The following is a 25,294-nucleotide window of genomic DNA, read 5'->3' as shown; positions in this document are numbered from 1 at the left end:
GCGGTCCCGGTCGGAGGCGGAAGCGCGAGCGTCAACCGGCGCGAGAGCGGCCGGCCGGATAACGTGTCCGGCGATGACCATTCTCGCGCTGGACCTGGGCACCTCCTCGGTACGCGGCCTGGTGCTGGACGACGACGCCCGGTCGCTGCCCGGGGCGCTGGCCCGGCGCCGGGTGAGCCTCGCGGTCGGCGAGGACGGCACCGGCACGCTGAACGCCGACCGCTACCTCGCGTGCCTCGTCGAGTGCCTGGACGAGCTGGCGGCCGGCGGGCACCTGGCGAGCGTCGCGATGGTGGCGACCTCCGCGCAGTGGCACTCGGTGGTGCCCCTCGACCCCGGCGGTACGCCGCTCGGGCCGGTGCTGACCTGGCTGGACACCCGACCCGAGCCGCCCGCCGGCCGGGCCGGTCCGGCCGACGCGGAGTCCTTCCACCAGCGCACCGGCACCTGGTGGCACCGCTGCTACTGGACGGTGCGCCTGCCCTGGCTGCGGGACCGGGTCGACGGGCGGGTCGCTCGCTTCGCCGGCCTGGCCGAGTACGTCCTCGGCGCGCTGCTCGACGCCGCGCCCATGTCGGTGTCGCAGGCCTCCGGCACCGGCCTGCTCGACCTGCGCACACTGGACTGGGACCCGGAGGCGTGCGAGCTGGCCGGCACCGGGCCCGCGGAGCTGCCCGAGCTGGCGCCGGCGGGCTGGCGCGGGCGGCTGCGTCCGGAGTACGCGCGCCGCTGGCCGCAGCTGGCCCGCGCGTGGTGGGCCGCGCCGATCGGTGACGGTGCCGCGTCCAACGTCGGCTCCGGCTGTGTCGACCCGGGACGGGCGGCGGTGACCGTGGGCACCTCGGCGGCGGTGCGCCTGGTCCAGGCTGTCCCGGCCGGCGCGCCGCTGCCCCGGCTGGCGCCCCGGCTGTGGCGGTACCGGGTCGACCACGACCATGTGGTGACCGGCACCGCGTACTCCTCCGGGGGGAACCTCTTCGCCTGGGCCAACCGGGAGCTGCGCCTGCCCGCGGGTCCGGCGCTGGACACGGCCCTGGCGACCGTGCCGGTCGACGGCGGGCCGGCGGCGAACGTGCGCTTCGGCGGCGACCGGCCGCCCGGCCTGGCGCCGGCCGGCACCGGTGAGCTGCGCGGGCTCAGCTTCGGCACGACCGCCGTGGAGATCCTCGCCGGCCTGATGCGCGGCCTCTGTGACCTGGTCGCCGCGGACGTGGCCGTCCTCGAGTCCGAGGTGGACGGGACGCTCGAGGTGATCCTGGGTGGAGGGGCGGTGGCCGCGTCCCGGTGGTGGCGGCAGGCCTTCGCCGCCACGCTGGCGCCCCGGGCCGTGTGGCACCAACGCGACCCGGAGATCGGCGCCACCGGCGCGGCGCTCGTCGCACTCGGCCGGATCGCCGACGCGCCACGGCTCGCCGACATCGGCCGGACGGACGACCTGCCCTCACCTTCCTGAGTCGCAGGTCGCTCGGCCCGTTGACACGGCTGTCGGGCCTGGTTGGATGGACTCCGCTCCTCGCGTCGGAGGACGCGGGAACAGCGGGAGGCACGTGTGGGGGCAGGTCCGGAGCCGACGCACAGCGCGGTGCCCAACCACCGCCGCCGCCGGTTCGACGTCCGGGTCGTTCCCCACCGGCGGCCGTCGGCGCTGCGCCTGCGCGACTGGCGGATGCGCACCAAACTCACCACCGTCCTGGTGATCCCCTCGCTGGCGTTCCTGGTGCTGGCGGCCGTGCAGACGCACACCCTGGTCGGGCGGACCACGGAGTTGGGTGACTTCGCCGGGCAGGTGCGCATCGGGCGGCAGATCACCGCCGCGATGCACGAGCTCCAGCACGAACGCGACCGCTCCGCCGGTGAGCTGGGCGCGCTGCGCCGAGCCGGCGCCGCCGCCGACTCCAACACGGCGCTCCTCGCGCTCCGGGTGCCGCAGCAGACCACCGACCGGGTGATGGCCGAACTCGCGCGGGCCGCCGAGCCGCTCGCGGAGGCGGACGCGGCGTGGCGGTTGGCGTACTCGGAGGTGCAGGAGGCGTACGGGCAGGTGGCCTCCGTCCGGGCGGCGGTGCCGCAGGGGGTGCTGAGCAGCGACACGATCGTCGGGGCGTACAACCGGGTGGTCGAGGCGTTGCTCAACCTGCTGGGCAGGCCGACCCCGGGCGAGGACCGCCCGGCGCTCAGCGACGCGGTGGCGCGCTACGTGCAGCTCGCCCGGGTCAAGGAGCTGTCCTCGCGGGTCCGCGCCCAGGTCTACGAGGCCTCCCGCGCCGGCGCCTACAGCGTGGAGGACCGGGTCCTCCTGACCGACCTGCGGGCGCAGCAGCTCACCGCGCTCGGGGCGTTCCGGGTCGCGGCCACCACCGATCAGATCCGCCGGTACGACGAGACCTCCGTCAGGCCGGAGTTCGTGGCCGCCACCCGCCTGGAGGAACGAAGCCTGCCGAGGGACGGCTCCGCTCCGGTGGTGCCGCCGGCCGAGCAGTGGTGGTCGGCCGGCGAGCAGCGCCAGGAGCTGCTGCGGCAGATCGAGGCGTCGGTGCTGGCGGACGCGATCCGGCAGGCCGACACGGTGAGCGCCGCCCAGCTGCGGACCACGCTGCTGGTCGTCAGCATCGTCGCGGCGGTGCTGCTGGCGGCCGTGCTCATGTCGCTGCTGGTCGGCCGGACCATCGCCCGGTCGATGCGCCTGCTGCGCAGCCAGGCCCTGCGGATCGCGCAGATCGAGCTGCCGGACGCCCTGGACCGGCTGCGGACGGTGACCGGCGGCGTACCGGCCATCGACGTGGCCCCGCCGGTGGTCCGCTCGCTCGACGAGATGGGCGAGCTGGCCGAGGCGTTCGTCGCCGTGCACCGCAGCGCCGTCAGCGTGGCCGTCGAGCAGGCCACCATGCGGCGCAACGTCAACGCCATGTTCGTCAATCTCGCCCGCCGCAGCCAGGTTCTGGTCGAGCGCCAGCTGGAGCTGCTCGACGACCTGGAGCGCGAGGAGGACGACCCGGAGCAGCTGGAGAACCTGTTCAAGCTGGACCACCTCGCCGCCCGCATGCGACGCAACGACGAGAGCCTGCTGGTGCTGGCCGGCACGGAGTCGACCCGTAGGTGGAATCGCCCGGTCGGGCTCGGCGCGGTGCTGCTCGCCGCCAGCGCCGAGATCGAGCAGTACCAGCGGGTCCGCCACGGCGACGTGGTCGAGCTGCACGTCGTCGGCCACGCCGTCGGTGAACTCGTCCACCTGCTCGCCGAGCTGCTGGAGAACGCCACCGCCTTCTCGCGCCCGGACACGTTCGTCGAGGTCAGCGCCGTTCAGGAGGCACGTTGCGCGCTCGTCGAGATCGCCGACCGAGGTCTGGGCATGAGCCCGACCGCGCTGGCCGAGGCCAACGCCGTGCTCGCCACGCCGCCGGCCGCGGACGTCGCCACCGTCGAGCGCATGGGCCTGTTCGTGGTCAGCCACCTGGCCGCGCGGCTCGGCGTCCAGGTGCGGCTGCAGGCGGGTACGACCGGCCTGGTGGCCCGTGTCCGCCTGCCCCGCGAGCTGCTGGCGCCGGCGCCCCCGGTGGAACTGGAACCGTCCGGGCCCGTCAACGGCCGGTACGTCGGGCTGCGGGACCCGGTGGAGCTGCCGGTGGCGGGCCGGCGCCCGGAGAACGCGGTGCCCCGGCAGACCCGTGGCGTGCCGGTCCGGGCGGAGGACGTGCTCGCTCCGGCGGCCGGCGCACCCGCCCCGGCGGGTGGCGGCTGGTGGAGCCGGCAGGGCCCGTCCGGTGTCGTCGACGACGCCGCCCCGCCGGCCGTCCCGGTCACCGGCGGCACGAACGACCGCGGCCTGCCGGTGCGGGTGCCGATGGCGCAGCTCGCCGCCGTCACCCAGCCGGCCCGGCCGGAGGCGCCCGCGCAGCGGGACGACCCGGACCCGGAGGCGGTCGGCGGCATGCTGTCGCGGCTGTACAGCGGCGTCCGGCGGGCCGAGGCCGAGGACACCACCGAACTGCCCGTGCCGCCGGCGCGCGGGATCACCGAAGGGGGACAGCAGTGACGACGTTGAGCCAGGAGGCCCGCGACCTGAGCTGGCTGGTCAGCGGTTTCGCGCAGCGGGTACCGGGGGTGGCGCACGCGGTCGTGGTTTCCTCCGACGGGCTGCTGGTGGCGATCTCCGACCACCTGCCTCGCGACCACGCCGACAAGCTCGCCGCGGTGACCTCTGGCCTGATGAGCATCACCGCCGGCGCCGCCCAGATGTTCGACGGGGACGTGGTCAAGCAGACCGTGGTCGAGATGGGGCGCGGCTACTTCCTGGTGATGCAGGTGCGGGACGGCTCCATCCTGGCCACGCTGGCCGCCGCGGACGCCGACATCGGCGTCGTCGGGTACGAGATGGCGCGGCTGGCGAAGCAGGCGGGGGAGATGCTGACCCCGGCGCTGCGCGCGGAGCTGCAGCAGGCGCTGCCCCGCTGACCGGGTCCCGCCCGGCGGCCGGTGCTCCGGCGCCGGGCGGGTGCCGACGGTCACAGACCTCCCGCGGCGATGACGTCGCGGTACCAGTGCGCGCTCCGCTTGGGGATCCGCCGCTGGGTCGGGTAGTCCACGTACACCAGTCCCCAGCGCTGGTCGTAGCCCTCGGCCCACTCGAAGTTGTCGAGCAGCGACCAGACGTGGAAGCTCTCCAGTGGCACGCCGTCGGCCATGGCGCGGTGCGCGGCGGCCAGGTGGTCGTGGAGGAAGCGGATGCGCCCGGCGTCGTCGACCGTGCCGTCGTCGGCCAGCGTGTCGGGTGTGGGCAGGCCGTTCTCGGTGACGGTCAGCGGGATCGGGCCGTAGTCGCGGGTGACCCGGGTGAGGATGTCGTACATGCCGTCGGGGTGGATCTGCTGCCACTCCGCCTCGGAGGTGGGCCAGCGCCGGACGGTGCCGCCCTCGGCGGTCACGTAGATCGGCGTGTAGTACTGCACCGCCACGAGGTCGACCGGTGTGGAGATGACGGCCAGGTCGCCGTCGCGGATCCCGCGGACCATCCGGCTGTCCGGTCCGAGGTCGGCCAGCACGTCCTCTGGGTAGCGGCCGGTGAGTGCGGAGTCGAGGTAGAGCCGGTTCTCGTAGCCGTCGTAGAGGCGGGTGGCCTCGGCCGCGCCGGGTGAGGAGTCGGCCGGATAGCACGGGTGCAGGTTGAAGGCGGGGCCGATGCGGCCGTCGCCGCCGGCGGCCCGCAGTGCCCGTACGGCGAGGCCGTGGGCGAGTTGCAGGTGGTGGGCGACCAGGTAGGCGGCCTGCGGGTCGCGGTGGCCGGGGGCGTGGTGGCCGTGCAGGTAGCCGTTCTGCACGACGGTCTTCGGCTCGTTGATGGTGAGCCAGACCGGCACCCGGTCGCCGAGTGCCCGGAAGACGTGGTCGGCGTAGTCGGCGAAGCGCTGGGCGACGTCGCGTGACTCCCAGCCGCCGCGGTCCTGGAGGGCCTGGGGCAGGTCCCAGTGGAACAGCGTCGCCATCGGCGCGATGCCCCGTTCGTGGAGCCCGTCGATGAGGCGCCGATAGAAGTCCAGCCCGCGCTGGTTGGGCGCGCCGGTGCCGTCGGCCTGGACGCGGGGCCAGGAGATGGAGAACCGGTAGCTGCCCAGGCCCAGCTCACGCATGAGGTCCAGGTCTTCGACGTACCGGTGGTAGTGGTCGGCGGCGACGTCGCCGGTGTCGCCGTTGCGGACGCGACCCGGGGTGCGGCTGAACGTGTCCCAGACGGACTCACCCCGGCCGTCCTCCTTGGCGGCGCCCTCGATCTGGTACGCGGAGGTGGCCGCGCCCCAGCCGAAGCCGGGCGGGAAGCGCAGGGCGCCGCCCGGAGCCGGTTGGCTCCGCGGGTCGCGCGGCCGGTCGTCGCGGGACTCGTCGCAGCCGGCGAGCGCGGCGCTGGCGGCGGCGGTGCCGGCGAGCCCGGCGCCTGTGGCGGCGGCCGTGGCGGTGGCCGAGAGCGCGGCGCGCCGCAGCAGTCGCCGCCGGGTGAGTATCGACATCGAGGGTCTCCTCTGGCTGGGCCTGAAACCGCCACCGGGAGCGCTCCCACGATTGGGCAGGGTTCGCCTCCGGCTCTCCCGGTGGGAGTCCGGGGGCGAGGGAATTCTAGGAAACGGCGGGGGTCGGCCTGCTTTCGCCTCTTCTCCCACCGTGAACGGGGGTTTAGTGTGGGGACGGGGGAGGGCAACCCCCGTCCCCACCGGTGCTGCACACGCACGTTCGGAATTGGCGTCCAGTCGTGCGTGTCGCGCGGGAGCCGGGCCACGCGAGTGGCTTGAGGATCCACCTCCCTCCACTGTGGTGGGATGATGGCTGGCGGCGGCGTCCGGGCTGGCCCGCCGTCAGCCCTCCGGGTCTTCCCCGGTCCGGCCGGGAGCCGGGTCCGGGCGATCTTCTTGGTGGAACTCCGTCGATGGAAGCGCTCCCATCGGCGATGGTGCGACTGTAACGCCCGTCACCGCTTTGTGAAAGCCCCAAAACGAGATCGAAACATCGACCTGCTGCAACGCGTACCGGGTCCTTGTGGGAGCGCTTCCATTGATGGCACACTGACCGCCGAGCCACCGTCACGTGAGCGCGGGTCGCCGAGGGCAGCCGGTTCCCCCCGGTACGGCACCCGAGGTGAGCCGGCGTCACCACCGCCGCCACCGGCCCCGGCCCCGCCGGGGAGACCCTCATCCCGGGCGCCTCGCCCCGCCGGTACCGCACCGGCCAGGCGCCCCGCCGGGGCGCAGATCCGTCCCGGCCCGGTCCGAGGAGACACCGCGCACATGAGACATCTGGCACGACGTCGCCGGTTGGCGATGGTCGCCGTCACCGCGCTGGCGATCGGTGGGGTCACCCTGCCCGCCGGCGTCGCGCAGGCCGCGCCGGCCTGCGACGTGGTCTATGCGACGAACGACTGGAACACCGGCTTCACCGCGAACGTCACGATCAAGAATCTCGGCGACCCGATCAACGGCTGGACGTTGCGGTTCGCGTTCCCCGGCGACCAGCGGATCACCCAGGGCTGGTCGGCGCGGTGGAGCCAGACCGGCAACCAGGTCACCGCCACCAACGAGTCGTGGAACGGCACTATCGGCACCGGTGGCTCGACGAACATCGGCTTCAACGCCTCGTACAGCGGCACCAACGCGAAGCCGACGTCCTTCTCGGTCAACGGGGTCACCTGCGGCGGCGCGCCCCAGCAGCCGCCAACGGTCCAGCTGAGCGTGCCGGCCGGGCCGTTCGAGGCGCCCGCCGACGTGCCGCTGACCGCCACCGCCAGCGACCCGGACGGGACGATCAGCAAGGTCGAGTTCTACCGCAACGGCCTGCTGGTCAACACCGACACCACCGCCCCGTACGGCTACACGCTCGAGGACCTGCCGGCCGGTGACTACACCGTGCAGGCCCGGGCGTACGACAACGCGAACCTGAGCGCGATCGCGGAGCGGTCCTTCACCGTCACCGCCGCGTCCGGCCCGCAACTGGTCGCCACGCCGTCCGCGGTGAGCGTCAACGAGGGCGGCAGCTCGACTGTCAACCTGAAGCTGAGCCGGGCCCCGTCGTCCAACGTCGCGGTGTCCCTCGCCCGCACCGGCGACGCCGACATCACCGTCGCGCCGGCGTCGGTGACGCTCACGCCCAGCAACTGGAGCACCGGCGTCAACGTCACCGTGTCGGCCGCGGAGGACAGCGACACCGTCGGCGGCACCGCGACGATCACCGCGTCCGCCAGTGGGTTCGCGCCGTTGGCGATCACCGCGACCGAGATCGACAACGATGTGCCGGGCGGCGGCGACGGCGAGTACGTCGAGCGCTTCCTGGACCAGTACGGCAAGATCAAGAACTCGGGGTACTTCAGCCCCGAGGGCGTGCCGTACCACTCCATCGAGACGCTTATCGTCGAGGCGCCCGACCACGGGCACGAGACCACCTCCGAGGCGTTCAGCTTCTGGCTGTGGCTGGAGGCCTACTACGGCCGGGTGACCCAGAACTGGGCGCCGTTCAACAACGCCTGGACGGTGATGGAGAAGTACATCATCCCGTCGCAGGCCGACCAGCCCACCGCCGGCGCTCCGGGCACCCCGCAGTACGCCGCCGAGCACGACCTGCCCAGCCAGTACCCGTCGACGCTGGACCAGAACGTTCCGGTCGGCCAGGACCCGCTGCGCGGGGAACTCCAGTCCACCTACGGCAACGGCCAGATCTACGGCATGCACTGGCTGCTCGACGTGGACAACGTCTACGGCTTCGGCCGCTGCGGCGACGGCACCACCCGGCCGGCGTACATCAACACCTTCCAGCGCGGCACGCAGGAGTCGGTCTGGGAGACCGTGCCGCAGCCGTCCTGCGACACCTTCGCCCACGGCGGCCCGAACGGTTACCTCGACCTGTTCATCAAGGAGTCCAACGCGCCGGCGAAGCAGTGGAAGTACACCAACGCCCCGGACGCCGACGCCCGGGCCGTGCAGGCCGCGTACTGGGCCCTGACCTGGGCCAAGGAGCAGAACAAGGCGGCCGACGTGGCGGCCACCGTGGCCAAGGCCGCGAAGATGGGTGACTACCTGCGGTACGCCCTGTTCGACAAGTACTTCAAGAAGATCGGCAACTGTGTGGGCCCGACCACCTGCCCCGCGGGCAGCGGCCGGGACTCGGCGCACTACCTGCTGTCCTGGTACTACGCCTGGGGTGGCGCGTACGAGACCAACCAGAACTGGTCGTGGCGGATCGGCTCCAGCCACAACCACTTCGGCTACCAGAACCCGTTCGCGGCGTGGGCGATGACAAACGTCAACGAGCTGAAGCCGAAGTCGCCGACCGCGGTCGCCGACTGGGAGAAGAGCTTCGAGCGGCAGCTGGAGTTCTACACCTGGCTGCAGTCCGCCGAGGGCGGCATCGCCGGTGGCGCGACCAACAGCTGGGGCGGTCACTATGGCCAGCCGCCGGCCGGCACGGCGACCTTCTACGGCATGTTCTACGACGTCGACCCGGTCTACAACGACCCGCCGTCGAACCAGTGGTTCGGCATGCAGGCCTGGTCGATGCAGCGCATCGCCGAGCTGTACCTGGTCACCGGCAACGCCAAGGCCAAGGCGCTGCTCGACAAGTGGGTGCCGTGGGCGATCGCCAACACCACGGTCGGCACGAACTGGTCGATCCCGTCGGACATGCGCTGGACCGGCCAGCCGAACAACTGGAACCCGACCAACCCGCAGCCCAACACCAACCTGCACGTCGAGGTCACGGTGAAGGGTCAGGACGTCGGCGTCGCCGCCGCCTACGCGCGCACCCTCATCGCGTACGCGGCGAAGTCCGGCAACACGGCTGCCAAGAACACGGCCAAGGGCCTGCTGGACGCGCTTCACGCGGCCAGCGACGCCCAGGGCGTCTCGACGGTGGAGAAGCGGGGCGACTACCGCCGCTTCGACGACGTCTACGACGCCGCCACCGGCCAGGGCCTCTACGTCCCGCAGGGCTGGACCGGGCGGATGCCCAACGGGGACCAGATCGCCCCCGGCAAGAGCTTCGTCGACATCCGCTCGTTCTACAAGAACGACCCCGCGTGGCCCAAGGTGCAGGCGTACCTCAACGGCGGAGCGGAGCCGGAGTTCCGGTACCACCGGTTCTGGGCCCAGGCGGACGTCGCGATGGCGTACGCCGACTACGGGAAGCTGTTCCCCAACGGCTGACCACACTTCTCCGGGCGGGCGGCCACCGCCCGCCCGGAGCGCCGGCCGGGGTGCGGGGGAGACGCGGCACCCGGCCCGGCAGACGGCCTGACACCCACGGTCAGGCCGGGGTGGGCCGGTCATCCGGCCGACGCAGCGGATAGACCGGCCCACCCCACCACCCGGTTGTGCACAGGGCGCGAAAAGGCCCGAAAAACAACCACTCCCGGGATCACGAAGTGGACCGTGACGGAGTAACGTACGTCACCGGAGAGGCCGCTCCCCCCGTGGCGGCCTCTCCACTTCTTTTGTCGGTCCGGCTGTCACCCGCCGGCCGGCGCGGCTGCCGACGTCGCCGGCTCCCCGGCCAGCGGATGGCGCAGGCCCGGATGCCCGGCCGGCAGCGAACGGCGCACGACCACCCAGCTCACCGCGAGCGTGGCGGCCACCAGTGGCCAGCTCAGCGCCACCCGGGCCACGCTCAGCGCCACCACCTGCCCGCCGAGCCACAGCGGCAGGAACACGGCCACCCGCAACACGTAGCTGGCCGCCCAGAGCCAACTGCCCCGCCCGTACGCCCGCAGCAGCGCCGGGTCCCGCCGCCACCGGGTGCGCTGCCGCAGCGCGGCGCCGACGACGACACCGAGCAACGGCCAGCGGACCACGATGCTGACCGCCCAGGCGAGCGCGCTCGCCGCGTTGGCGACCAGTTGCACCAGGAAGAAGTCCTCGGCCCGGCCGGTGCGGAGCGCGACCAGCGCGGCGACGCAGACGGCGAGCAGTCCCAGCAGCACCGACCGGGGCCGGTGCCCACGACGCCACCGCCACCCCGCCACCGCCGCCCCGGTCACCAGCGCGGCGCCGACCCCGATCGGCAGCGACTCCCCGCCGAGGAGCCAGCCCGCGGCGAACGCCACCGGCGGCAGGGTGGCGTCGACCGCCCCGCGGCGCCCGCCGAGCAGGTCGGCGAGCGACTCCGGGCGCGGCGCCCGCTCCGCTGCGCTGCCCACCCGCACCTCCCTGACGTCCCGCCGCGGCCCCTGGCATGGCGACGCCTGCGGACCAGCCTCCAACCTAGTCCCGATCCGGCGGCGGGCCACCCGGGCGGAGGTGTGACGTGTCGCTTAAGTTGTGCGGGTGCGTGAGACGGCGAGGGGTTGGACGGCAGTCTGGTTGGTCGTGCTGGCGCTGGCCCAGGCGGCCGCCTTTTTCGCGCTGTGGCGCGCGGCCGTGCACACCGAGCTGGGCCAGTGGCTCGACACGGTCGCCCTGACCGGGAACCGGATCGGGCAGGACCGCATCGACGAGCCGGTCGACCGGATCCTCAACGCCATGTCGGTGGTGTCGCTGCTGGCGGCCACCGCCGTGATCGGGTTCATCGCCCTGATGCGGGGGCGGGTCGCGCTCGCGATCACCGCCACCCTGCTGATCGTCGGTGCCAACGTCACCACCCAGGCGTTGAAGTACGGCCTGGCGAGGCCGGACCTCGGCATCGACCCGGAGCGGATCTACGCCGGCAACAGCCTGCCCAGCGGGCACACCACCGTCGCCGCCTCGGTCGCGGTGGCGCTGGTGCTCGTCCTGCCCCGGACGGTTCGCGTCGCCGGTGCGTACCTCGGCGCCGGCTACGCTGCCGCCGCCGGGGTGGCCACCCTCTCCGCCGGCTGGCACCGGCCCAGCGACGCGGTCGCGGCGTACCTGGTGGTCGGGGTGTGGGCGGCGCTGGGCGGTCTGGTACTGCTCGTCACGCAGCGCGAGCGGGCGAAGGTCGACTCCGCCGACGCGCACCGCCTCGCCGCCGGGGTGCTCGGGGTGGGCGGCCTGCTCGCGGTGGTGGCCGGTCTCGTCGCCCTGGCCTGGTTGACCGACCTTCGCGGTACCACCCCGGACGAGCTGAGTCGACGGCCGCTCTTCGCCGGGTACGCGGGCAGCGCCGCCGGGATCGCCGGCGCGATGGGCGTCGTCATGGCCCTGGTGCTGATCAGCGTGCACCGTCTCGTACCCCGACGGGCAGGCTGACGATGACCGGCCCCGAACTGGTCCGTACCGGGTTCCGGGACGAGTGCGCGCGGCTCGTCGAGGTGCTACGCGACCTCACCGAAAATGACCTCGACCGGCCCACCGACTGCCGGCCGTGGGACGTCCGGGGCCTGCTCGGGCACGTCCGCACCGGCGTCGGGCGGCTGGCCGACATGCTCGCCGCCCCCGCGCCCCCGCACGCCGAGGTGGACGCCGCGGGCTACTTCGGCGCGGCGAAGTTCACCCCGCCGGTGGACGCGGCTCGCATCGACGGCGGCCGCCGGGAGGGCCGGCAGCTGAGCGCCGCGGCGCTCGCCGACGACGTCGACCGGGTATGGCGGGCGACGCTGCACGCCGTCGACACCCAGCCGGCCGGCCGGGTGGTCCGCACCCGGCACGGCGACGCCATGACCGTGGTCGAGTTCCTGCGTACCCGCGTCGTCGAGGTCGGGGTGCACGGCCTGGATCTGGCGGCGGCGCTGGACCGGCCGCCTTGGCTGACGCCGGCCGCCGCGACGGTCGTCGCCGACCTGCTCACCGGCGGCCGTCCGGTGCCGCCCGGCCTCGGTTGGGACCGGCTCACGCTGGTCCGCAAGGCCACCGGCCGGGCGCCGCTGACACCCGCGGAACGCGCCACCGCCGACGCCGCCGGCTTCCGCTGGTTGAGCTTCGCGCCCTGACCGGCGCCGCCCAGAACCGCCACGATCCGGCCGGAGTCAGGAGGCGGGCAGCGGCTCGCCGGCCGGCCGGGGCGCGGGTACGCGCGGGGCGGCCTTGCGGAGCTGATCGAGCACGACCGGGTCGATCCGGCCGGGCACCAGCCGCTCCTCCAGGTTCTCCAGGCCCGCCCAGTCGAACAGCGCCGCCTCCGGATCGGCCGGGTCGGCGGGGTGACCCAGGGCGGTGAGCAGGAAAGCGACCTCGGCGGCGACCGCGCCGCCGAGGTCCAGCAGGGTCGCCGGATCCGGCCGGGTGAACAACAGCGTGTGCACGGCGAGCAGCCGGCCCAGCTCGGCCACCGGGTCGGAGTGGTCGTCGACGCGCAGGTCCACCAGGACGTCCCCGGTGCCGCCGTACCCGCCACCGCGCTCGACCACCAGCAGCCCGGCGCTCTGGCGGCCCCGCCGGTCCCCGCCGGCCTGGTCGCCGGCGCGCAGCGCGGCGACGAGCCGGTCCGGGAACGGCAGTGCGGACCCGCCGAGCCAGGCGTCGCGCACCGCGTCGATCACCTGCGGACCGGCGAGGATGTTGCCCTGCGCCGCCCAGCCGTCGCCGGCCTGGCCGCCGGCCCACGGATGACAGGCGGGACCGGTCCACGTGCCGCCCGGGCCGGCGACCCCGACCACACCGAGCTGCCGGTGGTCCCGCTCGCCGTCGGCGGCGACCAGCCCGGCGACGACGTCCGCCGCCGCGACGCCGGTGCGTAGCAACGCCAGCCCCTGCGGGCGGTACGCCAGGTTCACGTGGGCCTGCGTGGCGAGCGCGCCGACGTCCGCCTCGGCGGCCGGGACCAGCGCGCCGGCGGCGAGGAACCGGCTGGCCACGACGACGCCGTGCAGGCGGCCGTCGTCGGAGCGGGCGACGAGGGAGAAGGTCACGTGACGCAGCGTAGCGCGCGGTGCCGGCGGGCCGGATCGTCAGAACGGCGGCGCCGCCTCCTCCGGCGGGCGGCCGCCTGCGCGCCACGGCCAGAACCGGGAAACCTCACACCGATCTTGCCCGGCACCGCCACGGGCGGACATCATCCATTGATGACGACGCGATGGGGCATGACGGTGCCATTGGGCGGGATCCCGCTCGCCGACCACGCCGCGGTCTACCGGGCGCTCGACGAGGCCGGTTTCACCGACGCCTGGTCCGCCGAGGTCGCCGGGGCCGACGCGTTCACCCCGCTGGCGCTCGCCGCCGCGTGGACGCCGCGGCTGCGGCTGGGCACCGCGATCACACCGGTCTTCACACGCGGGCCGGGCCTGCTCGCGATGAGCGCCGCCGCGCTCGCCGAGGCCGCACCCGGCCGGTTCGCGCTCGGCATCGGGGCGTCCTCCCCGGTGATCGTGGGGGACTGGAACGCCGGCGAGTTCACCGAGCCGTTCCGGCGTACCCGCGACGTGCTGCGCTTCCTGCGCTCCGCCCTGGCCGGCGAGACCGTCGACGCGGCGTACGACACGTTCGCGGTGCGGCGGTTCACGCTGGAACGGCCGCCGGCCGTGCCCCCGCCGCTGCTGCTGGCCGCGCTGCGGCCCGGGATGCTGCGGCTGGCCGGCGCCGAGGCCGACGGCGTGATCCTCAACTGGCTCGCCGCCGGCGACGTCCCGAAGGCGCTGGCCGCGCTCGGCGAGCGCCGCCCCGGCTTCGAGGTGGTCGCCCGGATCTTCGTCTGCCCGACCGAGGACGCCGCGCACGCCCGGGCGCTCGGCCGCCGGCTCATCACCAGCTACCTGACCGTCCCGGCGTACGCGGAGTTCCACCGCTGGCTGGGCCGCGACGAGGTGTTCGGGCCCATGTGGAAGGCCTGGGCGGCCGGCGACCGGCGCGGCGCCGGAGCGGCCGTGCCGGACGAGGTGGTCGACGCCCTCGTGCTGCACGGGGCACCGGAAGAGTGCCGGGCGCAGGTGCGCCGGTACGCCGAGGCGGGCGTCGACGTGCCGGTGCTGGCGCTGCTGCCCACGCCCGAGCTGGCGGCCGGGGGAGCCGGCGCGCTCTTCGACGTGATCAACCGGCTGGGCGGAGGTGAGCCGCGGTGAACCTCACCGACCGGATCGTGGTGGTCACCGGCGGGGCCGGTGGCATCGGGTCGGCGCTGGCCCGGCGGTTCGCCGCCGAGGGCGCGGCGGCCGTGGTGGTGGCCGACGTGAACGCCGACGCGGCCCGTGCGGTCGCCGCGGCGGTGGGGCCGGTCGCCCACCCGGCGGGCGTGGACGTCACCGACGAGGAGCAGGTCCGCGCGCTGGTCGCCGACACCGAGCAGAAGTTCGGGCGGATCGACCTGTTCTGCGCCAACGCCGGCGTGTCCACCGGCGGGGGAGTGGACGCGCCGGACGCCGACTGGGACCGGGCGTGGCGGGTCAACGTGCTCTCCCACGTCTACACCGCCCGCGCGGTGCTACCCGCGATGCTCGCCCGGGGCGGGGGGCACCTGCTCATGACCTGTTCGGCGGCGGGGGTGCTGACCGCGGTCGGGGACGCCCCGTACACCGCCACGAAGCACGCCGCTGTCGCGTTCGCCGAGTGGCTCGCCATCACCTACCGGGACCGGGGTGTGCGGGTCAGCGCGCTGTGCCCGCAGGGGGTGGACACGCCGATGCTGTCCGAAGGGCTGGCCGCGGGGCACCTGGGCGCGAAGGTGATCGCCGCCTCCGGTGCGGTGCTGACCCCGGACCAGGTGGCCGACTCGGTGATCGCCGGTCTCGCCGAGGAACGCTTCCTGATCCTGCCGCACCCGGAGGTCGCCACGTACGCGCGCCGCCGCGCCGAGGACCCGGACGGCTGGCAGGCCGGCCTGCGCAAGCTCGTCCGCCGGCTGACCGCGTGAGACGACCCTTCGATCCGCCAGACTGACCGTCCCGGCGGGGATCGATCAGGATTCGAGAAGTTCCGGTCCCGGGACCGCCCTAGCCTGATCACCATGGACATCACCATTCACACGACCGTCCTCCCGCACGTCGACCCGGACGCGTCCGTGGCGTTCTACCGCGACGTCCTCGGCTTCGAGGTCCGCACCGACGTCGGCCAGGGCAAGATGCGCTGGATCACCGTCGGCCCCGCCGGCCAGCCCGACACGTCGATCCTGCTGGCGCCGCCGGCCGTCGACCCGGGCGTCACCGAGGACGAGCGCCGCACGATCCTCGAGATGATGGCCAAGGGCACCTACGGCTGGATCCTGCTGGCCACCCGGGACCTCGACGGCACCTTCGAGCGGGTGCAGACCGGCGACGTGGAGGTCGTCCAGGAGCCGACCGAGCAGCCCTATGGTGTCCGTGACTGCGCGTTCCGCGACCCCGCCGGCAATCTGGTCCGCATCCAGGAGCTTCGCTGATCCGTCGCGGTCATCGCCGGAGAGGAGTTCGCTAATGTGTCAACCCTCCTGGGGGTGCGCACGCGCCGCGGCGCAGCGCCTGCGCGACCTCGCGGTGCTGCGCCGGGTCCGCGACCGGATCGACCGGGAGTACGCGCGGCCGCTGGACGTCGAGGCGCTCGCCCGCGGCGTGCACCTGCCGGCCGGGCAGTTGAGTCGCCAGTTCCGGCTGGCCTACGGGAAGTTGCCCTACGCGTACCTGAAGGCACGTCGCGCCGAACGCGCCATGGTGCTGCGGTGGCGGGGCGAACCCGGCGTCGCACTGACCGGCCGGAGCCCCGCCGCTGTCTCCTCGTCCGGCCCGGCGGGACCCGCACGAGCTACCGGGAAGCGCCGTCCCGCGGGATCGGCACCGGCGCGGCCGTCCGCTGCACCGGAACGCGCCGGGATGCGGTAGCGGCACGCAGCGGGCCGGGGTGGACCGCCCAGAGGAGGCGGCGCCACCGGGGCCGGGCCTGCCGCAGCGCCGCGACGTACACCCGGGCCGCCATGACGGCGCGCCCCGCCTGCTCCTCGGTGAGCGTGCCCGGCGCGAAGGCCGCCCGGTTCAGCAGACCCGCCAGCTCCACGACAGCCACGGGCCCGACCGATCCCCGACCGGCCGTGGCCTGGGCGAGCACCTCGTGCGCCACGGCGGCGACCTCGGTGGCCGCCAGGTCGCCGGAGACCGGGTGACCGGCCAGCCGCAGCGCGTCGGTCACCTCCCGCCAGGCACCGGCCACCCGTTCGCCGGGGTCACCCCGGTTGAGCCGCGCCCGGCTGAGCGACCGGCGCATGCCCAGCAGGGTCAGCAGCACGGTCGCGACCAGCAGCAGCGTGCCGCCGGCGCCAGCGCCCACCAGCACCGCCGTCGGCACGCCACCGCCGTCCGCCGGCCGGCCGGCCGCGGCCTGCGGTTCCGGCGGGACGGTCGGCTCCACACTCGGCTGCGGCGCCTCCGACGGCGGCGGCTCCTCCGGTGGCGGGCGGAAGTCCTCCTCGACCGGGCGAGGCTCGGTGTCCGGCCGGGGCAGCGGGTCGAACGACACCCAGCCGAGCCCGTCGAAGAGCACCTCCGGCCAGGCGTACGCGTCACCCGCCCGCACCGGGCCGGTGCCCGGGGAACGGAAGCCCACCACCACCCGGGTCGGCAGGCCCACCAGCCGGCCCAACACCGCGAACGCCGCCGCGAACTGCTCGGACGTGCCGCGCTGCCCACCGGCGTCGCCGGGGCCGAACAGGAAGAAGGCCAGGTTCGGGTACGCGTGCCCGCTCGGCGCGTCGGCGACCAGACGGTAGTGCTCGGCGAGGAACTGCTCCACGGCGGCGGCCCGCGCGTACGGCGCGCCGGACGACTCGGCGAGTTGGGCCGCCAGCCGGCGCAGCGGCTCCGGAACCCCGTCGGGGACCGACAGCACCCGGGCCACCTCAGCGCCGGCCGGCACGTCCGCGGTGGCGAGGAGGTTGACGACCGGCCGTTCGTGGGCGGAGGTCACCGCGTACCGCAGGCCCGGCGTCAGGCCTTCGGGTCGGATGAGCGTCCCGGTCGCCGGGTCGTACGCCACCCGCGCCCCGGTGACCTCACGCGGGGTGGGCACGGCGGGCAGCAGACGCCCGGTCAGGTCGGCGACGGTGATCTCCTGCCGTACCGTCCCGACGGTGCTGGCCGGGGCGGGGGCCGCCGCCGGCAGGACGCGGCCGGCGTTGCGGTAGGTCGCGCCGACCCGCCAGGTGACACCGTCGTAGTCGCTGAGCACCGCCAGCCGGATCCGCGGCCGGTCGCCGCCGGGGGGCACGTCCCCGCTGCCGTCGGGATCCGCGCCGGTGGGATCGCTGCCGCCGGCCGGGCCCTCGCCGTCACCCGGATCGCCAGGCCGGGTCGTCACGTCGAGCAGCTTCTGGTCCGGGTGCAGCGCCCAGCCGGAGATGCGGATCAGCGGGTTCTCGTCGAGGGAGTCCACCCGTGGCGGCTCCACGTACCGGCGGGGATCCACCGGCCGGCCGCCGACCTGCCCGGCGAGGGCCGGACCGAGCAGGGCGGCCAGCGCGACCACCACCGCCACCCCGGCCGCGGACGCCCCGGCGAGGCGGACCCGTACCGCCGAGCGGACCCCGGCCGGGAGCCCCGCAGCCGGGTCGGTACCCGCCGCTGCGGTGCGCCCCCGCACGGCGAGCCCCAGCACCGCCACGGCCACGAACACAAGCGTCGGCCGTACCGCCGGGTCGGCGTTCGGGCCGACCACGTAGAGGGCACCGGCGTACAGCAGAACCGGCGGCAGGTAGCCGAGCAGCACCCGGCCCGCCCGCAGCGCCACCTCGGCGGCGGCGAGCCCGGCCAGCCAGGCGGCGACCACCGGCACGAGCACCGTGTCCGGTGTCGGCTCGACCGGGATCAACGCGGTCAGCAGCCGGGGAATGCCGTTGCGGGCGGCGTCGGCGGCCACGTCGGCGAGCGGACCGGGCAGGTCGGCGCGGCTCGCGGCCAGGCGTAGCGACCACAGCGTCCACGCCGCCATGGCGAGTACCGACACGGGCGCCACCAGCCAGGACGGCAGCCGCCGGCAGGCCACCCCGACCAGCACCGACCCGGCCGCCGCACCCGCGACCAGCCCGGTGAGCAGCCCTCCGGAGTAGACCCGCCCGAGCACCACGCCGGCCAGCGCCACCATCACGACCAGCGCCACCGCCTGTGCAAGGAAGGGCCCCTTTTTAACGCCTGCGGTAGAGGAAGGGTCCCCTGTTAACAGCTCAGGCCCCGCGTCCGCGACCTCCGGCGGCCCGGCCCGGCCCGTCGTGCTCACCATCGCCGCACCCGGTCCCACTCGGCGGCGAACGCGGCGCCGTCCGCGGCGTCGATCACCACCAGACCGGTCGCGTTCGCCGGCTCCGCCGCCCCGAAGACCCCGACCACCACCGACGGGTACGCGCCCCGCAGCGCGGCGACCCGCCCCAACGCCGCCCGGCCACCCGGGCCGGTGAGGACGACAAGCGTGTCGCCGAGGCGGTCGCCGCGCAGCCGGGTCAGCACCGCGTCGAGCGTGTCCTCGCCGAGCTGGGCCGCCGCGAGCCGGTCCAGCGGGGTCGCAGCCGCCTCCGCCACGCCCACCGCCGACGGCGCCACCAGCACCAGCACCGCCGGCAGGTCGGCCCGGTACGCGGCGGTCAGCACCGACGCCGCCGCCTCGCACGCCGACTCGAACGACTCGGCGACCGCACCGGCCCGGTCCGGGTGGGCCACCGCCCGGTTGTCCAGCAGCACCACCAGGCGGGGCAGGCTGGTGTCCACGTTCTCGCGGACCATCAGCTCACCCACCCGGGCGCTGGTCCGCCAGTGCACACGGCGCAGCTCGTCGCCGACCACGTACTCCCGCAACGAGTCGAACGTGATCGACCCCTGCGGAACGGCGTCCACCCGGCCGTCGAGGCTGCGCCCGGCGCCGGTCGGCACCGCCGCCAGCGGGTGGATCCGGGGATGCACCCACACCGGAACCGTGCCGCCGAACCGGCGGGACACCGCCACCAGGCCCAGCGGGTCGCGCCGGGTCACCCGCAGCGGCCCGACCGGCACGACACCCCGGCGCGACGTCGGAACGTCGTACCGGACGGTGGTGTCCCGGCCGGGCCGCAGGCGCAGCAGTGGCACCGGCACGGTGGCGGCGCCGCAGCGGTCCTCAGCGACCAGGCTCGCCGCGCGCAGCCGCCCGGTGTTGCGGGCCGTCACCGTCATCGTGGCCGGCTCGCCCCGTGCGACGCGGTCCGGCTCGGCGTGACGGGTCACCGCCAGCCGGGGCCGCCAGGCGGCGTTGGCCACCGCGTAGCCCACCGCGACCGCGGCCGCCGCGCCCAGCAGCGCCAACTCCGGGTACGCGAACCGGAAGCCGGCCACCAGCAGGACGACGGCGGCGACGAGCATCCCGGCGCCCCGGGCGGTGATCCACACGACTCAGCCGTGCACCGGGGTGGCCTGGCCGGTCGGCAGCGGCACCGGCACCGAGGCGACGGCCTGGCGCAGCACCTCCGCCGGGGTCACCCCGCGCACCTGCGCGTCCGGGGTGAGCAGTAGCCGGTGCGCGAACACCGGCTCGGCAAGCGTCTTCAGGTCCTCCGGCATGATCCAGCCCCGCCCGTCGATAAGCGCGTACGCGCACGCCGCCCGGGTCAACGCGATCACCCCGCGCGGGCTCACCCCCACCCGCACCTGCGGGTGGTTACGCGTCGCGGCGGCGATCCGCACCGCGTACGAGTACAGCGGCTCGGCGATGTGCACCCGCCGGGCCATCCGCACCATCTCCCCGACCGTGGCGGTGTCGGTCACCGGGATCAGCGCCTCGGGGGAACGGACCGTCGCGCCGCGCAGCACCTCCACCTCGACCGCCTCGTCCGGGTACCCGACGGACAGCTTCACCAGGAACCGGTCCAGCTGCGCCTCCGGCAGCCGGTACGTGCCGTCCATCTCGACCGGGTTCTGCGTGGCGACCACGAGGAACGGCTGCGGCACCGGATGGCGCACGCCGTCGACGGTGACCGTGCGCTCCTCCATCACCTCCAGCAGCGCCGACTGGGTCTTCGGCGACGCCCGGTTGATCTCGTCGGCGATGACGATGTTGGCGAACACCGGCCCCGGGTGGAACTCGAACCCCCGGGTCGCCTGGTTGAAGATGGTCACCCCGGACACGTCCGACGGCAGCAGGTCCGGAGTGAACTGGATCCGCCGCCACTCGCCCTTCACGGTGGCGGCGACGGCCCGGGCCAGGGTGGTCTTGCCGACCCCCGGCACGTCCTCCAGCAGCACGTGCCCCTGCGCGAACAGCGCGGTCAGGGCCAGCCGCACCACCTGGGGCTTGCCCAGCACGACCGCGTTGACGTTCTCCGCCAGCCGGGCGGCGAGGGCGGCGAAGCCCTGCACCTCCGGCTGGGTGAGCGGCTCGGGAGGATTCACGGGTGGTGCTCCTTGCCTGGCGTGCGGTCAGCAGGTGGGCAGGACGCCGATGTCGTCACCGCTGTCGAGATTCAGCCAGGCCCACGGGATGTAGTTGCGTCCCTTGTAGTCGACCTGCACCCACCAGGTGCTGCGCTTGTGGTCGTTGTAGATGTAGGCGTACACCTCTTCACCCGCCCGCTTGCAGAACGCCTTGAGCCGCGTGCCCGGCCGCGCCCACCCGGCCTGCTGGTCGTTGTCCTGCCGGGGGACCTTGAAGATCTCGTTGCCGTTGCGGCCGTCCACGTCCCGGTCACAGTAGGTGGCCTCCGCCCCGGAGGCACCGTTGCGGCACGTCGCCGTCCCGTACAGCGCGGCGGTGCTCTGCGCCCGGGTCGCGGTGCCCCGCCCGGCGGCGTTGCTCGCCGTCACCGTGAACGTGTACGCCGTGCCGGGCGTCAACCCGGGAATCGTGATCCGCGAGCACGGGCCGGACTTCGCCGGCTCGCCGGAGGTGCTCAGCGCGCAGGTCGCCGTCCCGCCACCGGCGTCCACGGTGAACGTCACCGTCGCCGACGTCGCGGTCGCCGACGAGCCGGTCACCGTCACCCTGGGCTCGGCCACCGTCCGCGCGGTGGCGGTGGCCTCCGGACCCGGCCCGGCCTCGTTGACCGCCTTCACGGTCACCCGCACGTCCTGCCCGTCGCCCAGCCCGCTCACCGTCGTGCTGGTGTCGGTCACCTCGCTGCGCCGCCCGCCGACGTCCACCTGGTACGCCGTCACCGGCCGTCCGTTCGCCTCGGCCGGCGCCCACCGCACCGCGACCGTGCCCGGCTGGTCCGGCACCGTCGTGGCGCGCAGGTCCACCGGGCGCCCCGGCGCCGCGTACGGAACCACCGTGTCGCTGACCGGGGAGGCGGCCGACCCGGCGCCCTTGTCGTTGACCGCGACGACCGAGAACGCGTACTGCGTGCCGTACTCCAGCTCACCGGCCGGCACCACCAACTCGGTCCGCGTCGACTCACCGGCCGGGGCGTTGGCGCCGGCCGAGGCGGCCGTCACCACGTACCGGGCGATCCGGTTGCCCTGCCCGTTGGCCGCCGGCCAGCGCACCACGACCGTGCCGTCCGGCCGCGCCTCGGCGGTCACGCTGGCCGGCGGGTCCGGCACGGCCGCCGTCGGCGTCACCGGGTTGCTCGTCCGGGCCGGTCCCTGGCCCTTGGCGTTGACCGCGAACACCGAGAACCGGTACGTCTCGCCGTTGGTCAGGCCCTCGATCTCCACCGCCCGCTGGTTGGCGCCCACCTCCACCCGCTGCCCGCCGCCGGTCACCACGTACTTGGTGATCTCGGCGCCGTTCGCGGCGGCGGCCCGCCAGCTCACCCGGGCCTGCGCGTTGCCGGCCGCGGCCGTCACCGAGCGCGGCGGGCCGGGCTTGCCCACCTTCGGCTTTCGCGGCGGGGGCGGCGGCGGGGGAGCGGGCGGCGGGTCCCCGCCCAGCACGTCGTTGGCGTACTTGTCGACCTCGCGCACCTGGTGCCGGTCGTCGACCACCCGGGCGGTCGACGAGTCCGGGGCGTTGATGAAGAGGTGGTTCTCCCGGACCTCCAGCTCCAGCGGGCCGGTCCGCCGGCCCCGCACGGTGTCGACCAGCCGGCCGGACCCGTCGAACGCGTAGACGGTGCCGGTGGCCTCGTCCGCGCAGTAGACCCGGCCCGCCCAGGACACGGCCGGGCTCAGGTCGCCCCCGGCGCCGGGCACCGTGAAGCTGCGCACCACGCCCTCGGTGACCACGTGCACCCGACGCTCGGCGGGCACCGTCACCGGCACCGCCGGCCCGCTGGTACGGGCGGGCAGCACGGCCGGCGCGGACGTGGCAAGCGGCGTGCGCGTCACGTCGCCCCGGCGCACCAGCACCAGCACACCCGCCGTCCGGTCGAGCACCGCCACTCCGTCGTCCAGGCTGGAGACCACCAGCTCGTGGTGCGGCTCGGCCACCTCGTACGTCTCGACCCGCTGCGGGCCCGCGCCGCCCGCGGAGCCCGACGGCAGCGGCGCGGCCGTGACCGCCGAGACCGTGCCCTCGCTCGGCACGGCGATCCACAGCCGACCCTCGCCGTCGAACGACCCGCCGGTGATGCCCGGGGGATAGCGGATCGGCTCACCGACCGGCGCCAGCGACCGCGGGTCCAGCTGGCGGACGATGCCCTGCACCGCATCCACCACGAACGCCGCGTCCTCGTGCAGCGCCACGTTGACCCCGAGGCCCGGCGTGGTGGGTGAGGTGGCGGTGATCTGCAGGGTGGCCAGGTCCAGGGAGTTGACCTGGCCGGTGGTCAGATCCCGCAGGACCAGCAGCCGGTCGGTCTGGGTCACCTGCAGCGGATGCCGCCGTGCGCCCGGCACCTCCATCCGCGTGTCGACCCGCGCGGTCACCCCGTTGACCCGGGCCAGCTCCCCGCGGGCGGTGCTCCACAACCAGGAGCTGGCGTCGAAGCTGGCCACCGCGTTGTCGGCGGCACCCACCCCGAGCACGGTAAGCCCCATCGCGGCCAGCAGCGCCGCCACCGTGGCGACGGTGACCAGCCCGCCCCGGAAGCGGCGGCGTGGACCGTTCACAGCATCGTCGACGGTGGCCACAACCAGCTGCCTTCCCGTTTCGTTTGAGCAGGTGACGGGCCAGAAGACGGCGGCCCTCCCCGGAAGCCGGGTGCCATCATATGGGCCTGGCCGTCACCAGGGGAACCCGTACCGTCCCGCTGTGGACACACAGCGTGTGCGACGCCGGGCTCACCTCTCCCGGTCGGTGCACACCTGCCCCGACGTGGCGAACGTGTCCGTCGAGTACACCGCGAGCACCGTGAAGCAGTAGTCCACCCGGGAACTCAACCCGTTGACCGTGTAGCTGGTCCGCCCCGGGTCCACTCTGGCCAGCACACCCAGCCCTTGCCCGGCCCGCCCGGCCGCGATCATGAACGGCACCGCGCCCCCGGACGGATCCGTCCAGCTCAGGGTGATCGTCGCGGAGTCGTCCCGCAGCCGCAGGTCCGCCGGCGGTGGCCCGGTCGGCGCGGTCTCCGTCGGCGCCGCCGCGTCCGGCGCCGCCGCGGAGGCCAGGGGAGCGGCGGGCGGTGCCGCGGGCTCGCCCCGACCGAGCACCACCACACCGGCGGCGACGGCCGCAACGGCCACCCCCACGGCCCCGAGCAACGCGATCCCCGCCGTCCGGTTGCGGCCGTGCCCCACCGGCTCCTCGGGGAAGTACGCGGGCAGCGTCCCGCCTCCCGCCGGCGCACCGGGGTACGGCGGTGCCGGATGCCCCCCGGACGCGGGATGTGCCGGCGCCGGGCCGGGGAGCGTTCCCGGTTGCGGCGGTGGCGCGTGCTGCGCCGCCGGTCGGGCCAGGCTGCCGGGCTGCGTGCTCCCGGCCGTGGCGGCCTCCTGCGGACCCGGCCGGGCCCCGGCGTACGCCGTGCCGGCCGGTTGCGGAGCCGCCCGGGGCGCGCCGACCGGCGTTCCGGCGCGGTCCGGTGACGGGTGAGCGCCGCCGGGGAACGTTGCGCCGGGGCCAACGGTCAACCCGCCCGGTCCGGTGGCGACACCGGCGTCCCCCGTACTGCCCATGATCCACGGCGGAACCGGCGCGGAGCTGACGTGCGCCGGGTCGAGCCCGGAGATCCTTGCGGATGCCGGCCCCGCCAGGTGCGGGCTCCCACCGTCCCCCGGGGGCCCTGCGCCAACGCCCGGCTGGCCGGGCGGTGCGGTCACCGCACCGATCGGCCCGGTGGACGGGGCTGCGGGCGACGGCGGACCGCTGACCGGTGGCGCGCTGACCGGTGGTGGTCCGGCGGCGAACGGCGGAGCGCTGATCGGTGGGCCCGGTGGCCCGCTCACCGGCGGCCCGCTCACCGGGAACGGCGGCCCGCTGACCGGCGGCGCGCTCACCGGGAACGGCGGGCCGCTCACCGGCTGTCCGGGGGTAGGGCCGGCGGGTCGGCTTCCGGCGCCACCCCGATTCGGGGTAGTCGCCGGGAGCGCCCCGGACGGTCCGTCCGGGCGCACGGGGCTGCCGGTCGCGTCCCCGGTCGAGGATCCGTCCGCGAGCAGCGGCTCGATCTGCCGGACCTGGATGGTCGGCGAGTCCCAGCCCGCGGACCCGGGAGGTGCCGCCGGGCCCGGTGGGGCTGCGGGCGCATCCCGGCTCGACGGTGGCCCCGACACGGGCTGCGGTGCGCTGGCCGGGTGGCTCTTCGCAGGCATCGCGCCGGGCGGGGGCGCGGGTGCGGACGGTGCGTCGGAAGGCCGGGTGGGTCCACCGGCCGGCTGGTCCGCTGCGAAGTGGGCCTCGTCCACGCGCCCGCGGTCCGGCGCCTGCCCGTGCGGCGCGTCGGCCGCCCGGCCGACCGTGGTCGCGCCGTCGTGCGGACGCCAAGCGGTGGTGAGGACCGCAAGGGACACCGTCGGTCCGTTGAGCGCGGCGAGGTCCGTCGTCGTGCCCCGGCCCGTCCGGACCGGTTCAGGACCGGCCGGCGCGGGCCCGGTAGGCGGGTGATCGGCCGGCGCGGGCCCGGTAGGCGGGTGATCGGCCGGCGCGGGCCCGGTAGGCGGGTGATCGGCCGGCGCGGGCCCGGTAGGCGGGTGATCGGCCGG

The 25,294-nt window shown here is 75.0% G+C and carries 18 protein-coding genes; 10 read left to right on the top strand and 8 right to left on the bottom strand.

Annotated features, from left to right (window positions below):
- The first annotated feature begins 73 nt into the window (after positions 1–73).
- The 3 genes from ABTW87_RS10095 (at position 74) to ABTW87_RS10085 (ending at position 4,452) form a co-directional block, all read left to right on the top strand.
- Positions 74–1,453 (top strand): FGGY family carbohydrate kinase, encoded by a 1,380-nt coding sequence (locus ABTW87_RS10095; RefSeq protein ID WP_350650442.1) that lies wholly within the window; start codon positions 74–76, stop codon positions 1,451–1,453.
- A gap of 96 nt (positions 1,454–1,549) precedes the next feature.
- Positions 1,550–4,033, top strand: a complete 2,484-nt coding sequence (locus ABTW87_RS10090) for a sensor histidine kinase (RefSeq protein ID WP_350650440.1) — start codon at positions 1,550–1,552, stop codon at positions 4,031–4,033.
- The gene (locus ABTW87_RS10085; protein WP_130327322.1) at positions 4,030–4,452 is read left to right on the top strand and encodes a roadblock/LC7 domain-containing protein; all 423 of its coding nucleotides are present in this window, start codon (positions 4,030–4,032) and stop codon (positions 4,450–4,452) included. Before ABTW87_RS10090 ends, ABTW87_RS10085 begins: the two co-directional genes overlap by 4 nt.
- Before the next feature lie 50 nt (positions 4,453–4,502).
- Here ABTW87_RS10085 and ABTW87_RS10080 read toward each other — a convergent pair whose 3' ends face one another.
- Positions 4,503–5,999 carry a GH1 family beta-glucosidase gene (locus ABTW87_RS10080; RefSeq protein ID WP_350650438.1) on the bottom strand — a complete coding sequence of 499 codons (1,497 nt, stop codon included), beginning with the start codon at positions 5,997–5,999 and terminating at the stop codon, positions 4,503–4,505.
- A gap of 771 nt (positions 6,000–6,770) precedes the next feature.
- Between ABTW87_RS10080 and ABTW87_RS10075 the strand changes: the two genes are divergently transcribed.
- Positions 6,771–9,674, top strand: a complete 2,904-nt coding sequence (locus ABTW87_RS10075) for a glycoside hydrolase family 48 protein (protein WP_350650436.1) — start codon at positions 6,771–6,773, stop codon at positions 9,672–9,674.
- A 302-nt stretch (positions 9,675–9,976) separates the two neighbouring features.
- On the opposite strand, the gene ABTW87_RS10070 is transcribed toward ABTW87_RS10075, so the two are convergent.
- Positions 9,977–10,663, bottom strand: coding sequence for a DUF3159 domain-containing protein (locus ABTW87_RS10070; protein ID WP_350650434.1), 687 nt, complete (start codon positions 10,661–10,663; stop codon positions 9,977–9,979).
- A 121-nt stretch (positions 10,664–10,784) separates the two neighbouring features.
- Between ABTW87_RS10070 and ABTW87_RS10065 the strand changes: the two genes are divergently transcribed.
- Complete coding sequence (locus tag ABTW87_RS10065) at positions 10,785–11,672, top strand: phosphatase PAP2 family protein (RefSeq protein WP_350650432.1); 888 nt, start codon at positions 10,785–10,787, stop codon at positions 11,670–11,672.
- A 2-nt stretch (positions 11,673–11,674) separates the two neighbouring features.
- Positions 11,675–12,352, top strand: coding sequence for a maleylpyruvate isomerase N-terminal domain-containing protein (locus ABTW87_RS10060; RefSeq protein ID WP_350650430.1), 678 nt, complete (start codon positions 11,675–11,677; stop codon positions 12,350–12,352).
- Positions 12,353–12,388: 36 nt separating this feature from the next.
- On the opposite strand, the gene ABTW87_RS10055 is transcribed toward ABTW87_RS10060, so the two are convergent.
- Complete coding sequence (locus tag ABTW87_RS10055) at positions 12,389–13,270, bottom strand: DUF1028 domain-containing protein (protein WP_350650428.1); 882 nt, start codon at positions 13,268–13,270, stop codon at positions 12,389–12,391.
- 171 nt (positions 13,271–13,441) lie between these two features.
- On the opposite strand from ABTW87_RS10055, the gene ABTW87_RS10050 reads away from it, so the two are divergent.
- The 4 genes from ABTW87_RS10050 to ABTW87_RS10035 all read left to right on the top strand — a co-directional run bounded on the left by ABTW87_RS10050 (position 13,442) and on the right by ABTW87_RS10035 (position 16,144).
- Positions 13,442–14,416 (top strand): LLM class F420-dependent oxidoreductase, encoded by a 975-nt coding sequence (locus ABTW87_RS10050; protein WP_350650554.1) that lies wholly within the window; start codon positions 13,442–13,444, stop codon positions 14,414–14,416.
- Positions 14,413–15,204, top strand: coding sequence for an SDR family oxidoreductase (locus ABTW87_RS10045; RefSeq protein ID WP_350650426.1), 792 nt, complete (start codon positions 14,413–14,415; stop codon positions 15,202–15,204). The genes ABTW87_RS10050 and ABTW87_RS10045 overlap by 4 nt, the downstream gene beginning before the upstream one ends.
- Before the next feature lie 93 nt (positions 15,205–15,297).
- Positions 15,298–15,708, top strand: coding sequence for a VOC family protein (locus ABTW87_RS10040; RefSeq protein ID WP_350650424.1), 411 nt, complete (start codon positions 15,298–15,300; stop codon positions 15,706–15,708).
- A gap of 34 nt (positions 15,709–15,742) precedes the next feature.
- The gene (locus tag ABTW87_RS10035) at positions 15,743–16,144 is read left to right on the top strand and encodes a helix-turn-helix domain-containing protein (protein WP_350650422.1); all 402 of its coding nucleotides are present in this window, start codon (positions 15,743–15,745) and stop codon (positions 16,142–16,144) included.
- Here ABTW87_RS10035 and ABTW87_RS10030 read toward each other — a convergent pair.
- From ABTW87_RS10030 to ABTW87_RS30210, 5 genes are all read right to left on the bottom strand, one after another.
- A complete protein-coding gene (locus tag ABTW87_RS10030) occupies positions 16,068–18,548 on the bottom strand; it encodes a transglutaminase TgpA family protein (protein ID WP_502891558.1) in 2,481 nt (826 codons plus the stop codon). The genes ABTW87_RS10035 and ABTW87_RS10030 overlap by 77 nt on opposite strands.
- Positions 18,524–19,666 carry a DUF58 domain-containing protein gene (locus ABTW87_RS10025; protein ID WP_350650418.1) on the bottom strand — a complete coding sequence of 381 codons (1,143 nt, stop codon included), beginning with the start codon at positions 19,664–19,666 and terminating at the stop codon, positions 18,524–18,526. Before ABTW87_RS10025 ends, ABTW87_RS10030 begins: the two co-directional genes overlap by 25 nt.
- A gap of 3 nt (positions 19,667–19,669) precedes the next feature.
- Positions 19,670–20,665: an AAA family ATPase gene (locus ABTW87_RS10020; protein WP_350650416.1), complete on the bottom strand. Its 996-nt coding sequence runs from the start codon at positions 20,663–20,665 to the stop codon at positions 19,670–19,672.
- 27 nt (positions 20,666–20,692) lie between these two features.
- Positions 20,693–23,284, bottom strand: a complete 2,592-nt coding sequence (locus ABTW87_RS10015; RefSeq protein ID WP_350650414.1) for a fibronectin type III domain-containing protein — start codon at positions 23,282–23,284, stop codon at positions 20,693–20,695.
- 150 nt (positions 23,285–23,434) lie between these two features.
- Complete coding sequence (locus ABTW87_RS30210; RefSeq protein WP_502891557.1) at positions 23,435–24,268, bottom strand: fibronectin type III domain-containing protein; 834 nt, start codon at positions 24,266–24,268, stop codon at positions 23,435–23,437.
- Positions 24,269–25,294: the final 1,026 nt, after the last annotated feature.

This window comes from Micromonospora sp. NPDC126480 (assembly GCF_040302465.1).
Taxonomy (GTDB): domain Bacteria; phylum Actinomycetota; class Actinomycetes; order Mycobacteriales; family Micromonosporaceae; genus Micromonospora.
This window is presented reverse-complemented; position numbering and strand designations above follow the sequence as displayed.

Coding starts and splice junctions, on each gene's coding strand:
- ABTW87_RS10095 (WP_350650442.1), top strand. CDS start 74: ATGACCATTCTCGCGCTGGACCTGGGCACCTCCTCGGTACGCGGCCTG.
- ABTW87_RS10080 (WP_350650438.1), bottom strand. CDS start 5,999: ATGTCGATACTCACCCGGCGGCGACTGCTGCGGCGCGCCGCGCTCTCG.
- ABTW87_RS10075 (WP_350650436.1), top strand. CDS start 6,771: ATGAGACATCTGGCACGACGTCGCCGGTTGGCGATGGTCGCCGTCACC.
- ABTW87_RS10060 (WP_350650430.1), top strand. CDS start 11,675: ATGACCGGCCCCGAACTGGTCCGTACCGGGTTCCGGGACGAGTGCGCG.
- ABTW87_RS10050 (WP_350650554.1), top strand. CDS start 13,442: ATGACGGTGCCATTGGGCGGGATCCCGCTCGCCGACCACGCCGCGGTC.
- ABTW87_RS10040 (WP_350650424.1), top strand. CDS start 15,298: ATGGACATCACCATTCACACGACCGTCCTCCCGCACGTCGACCCGGAC.
- ABTW87_RS10035 (WP_350650422.1), top strand. CDS start 15,743: ATGTGTCAACCCTCCTGGGGGTGCGCACGCGCCGCGGCGCAGCGCCTG.
- ABTW87_RS30210 (WP_502891557.1), bottom strand. CDS start 24,268: ATGGGCAGTACGGGGGACGCCGGTGTCGCCACCGGACCGGGCGGGTTG.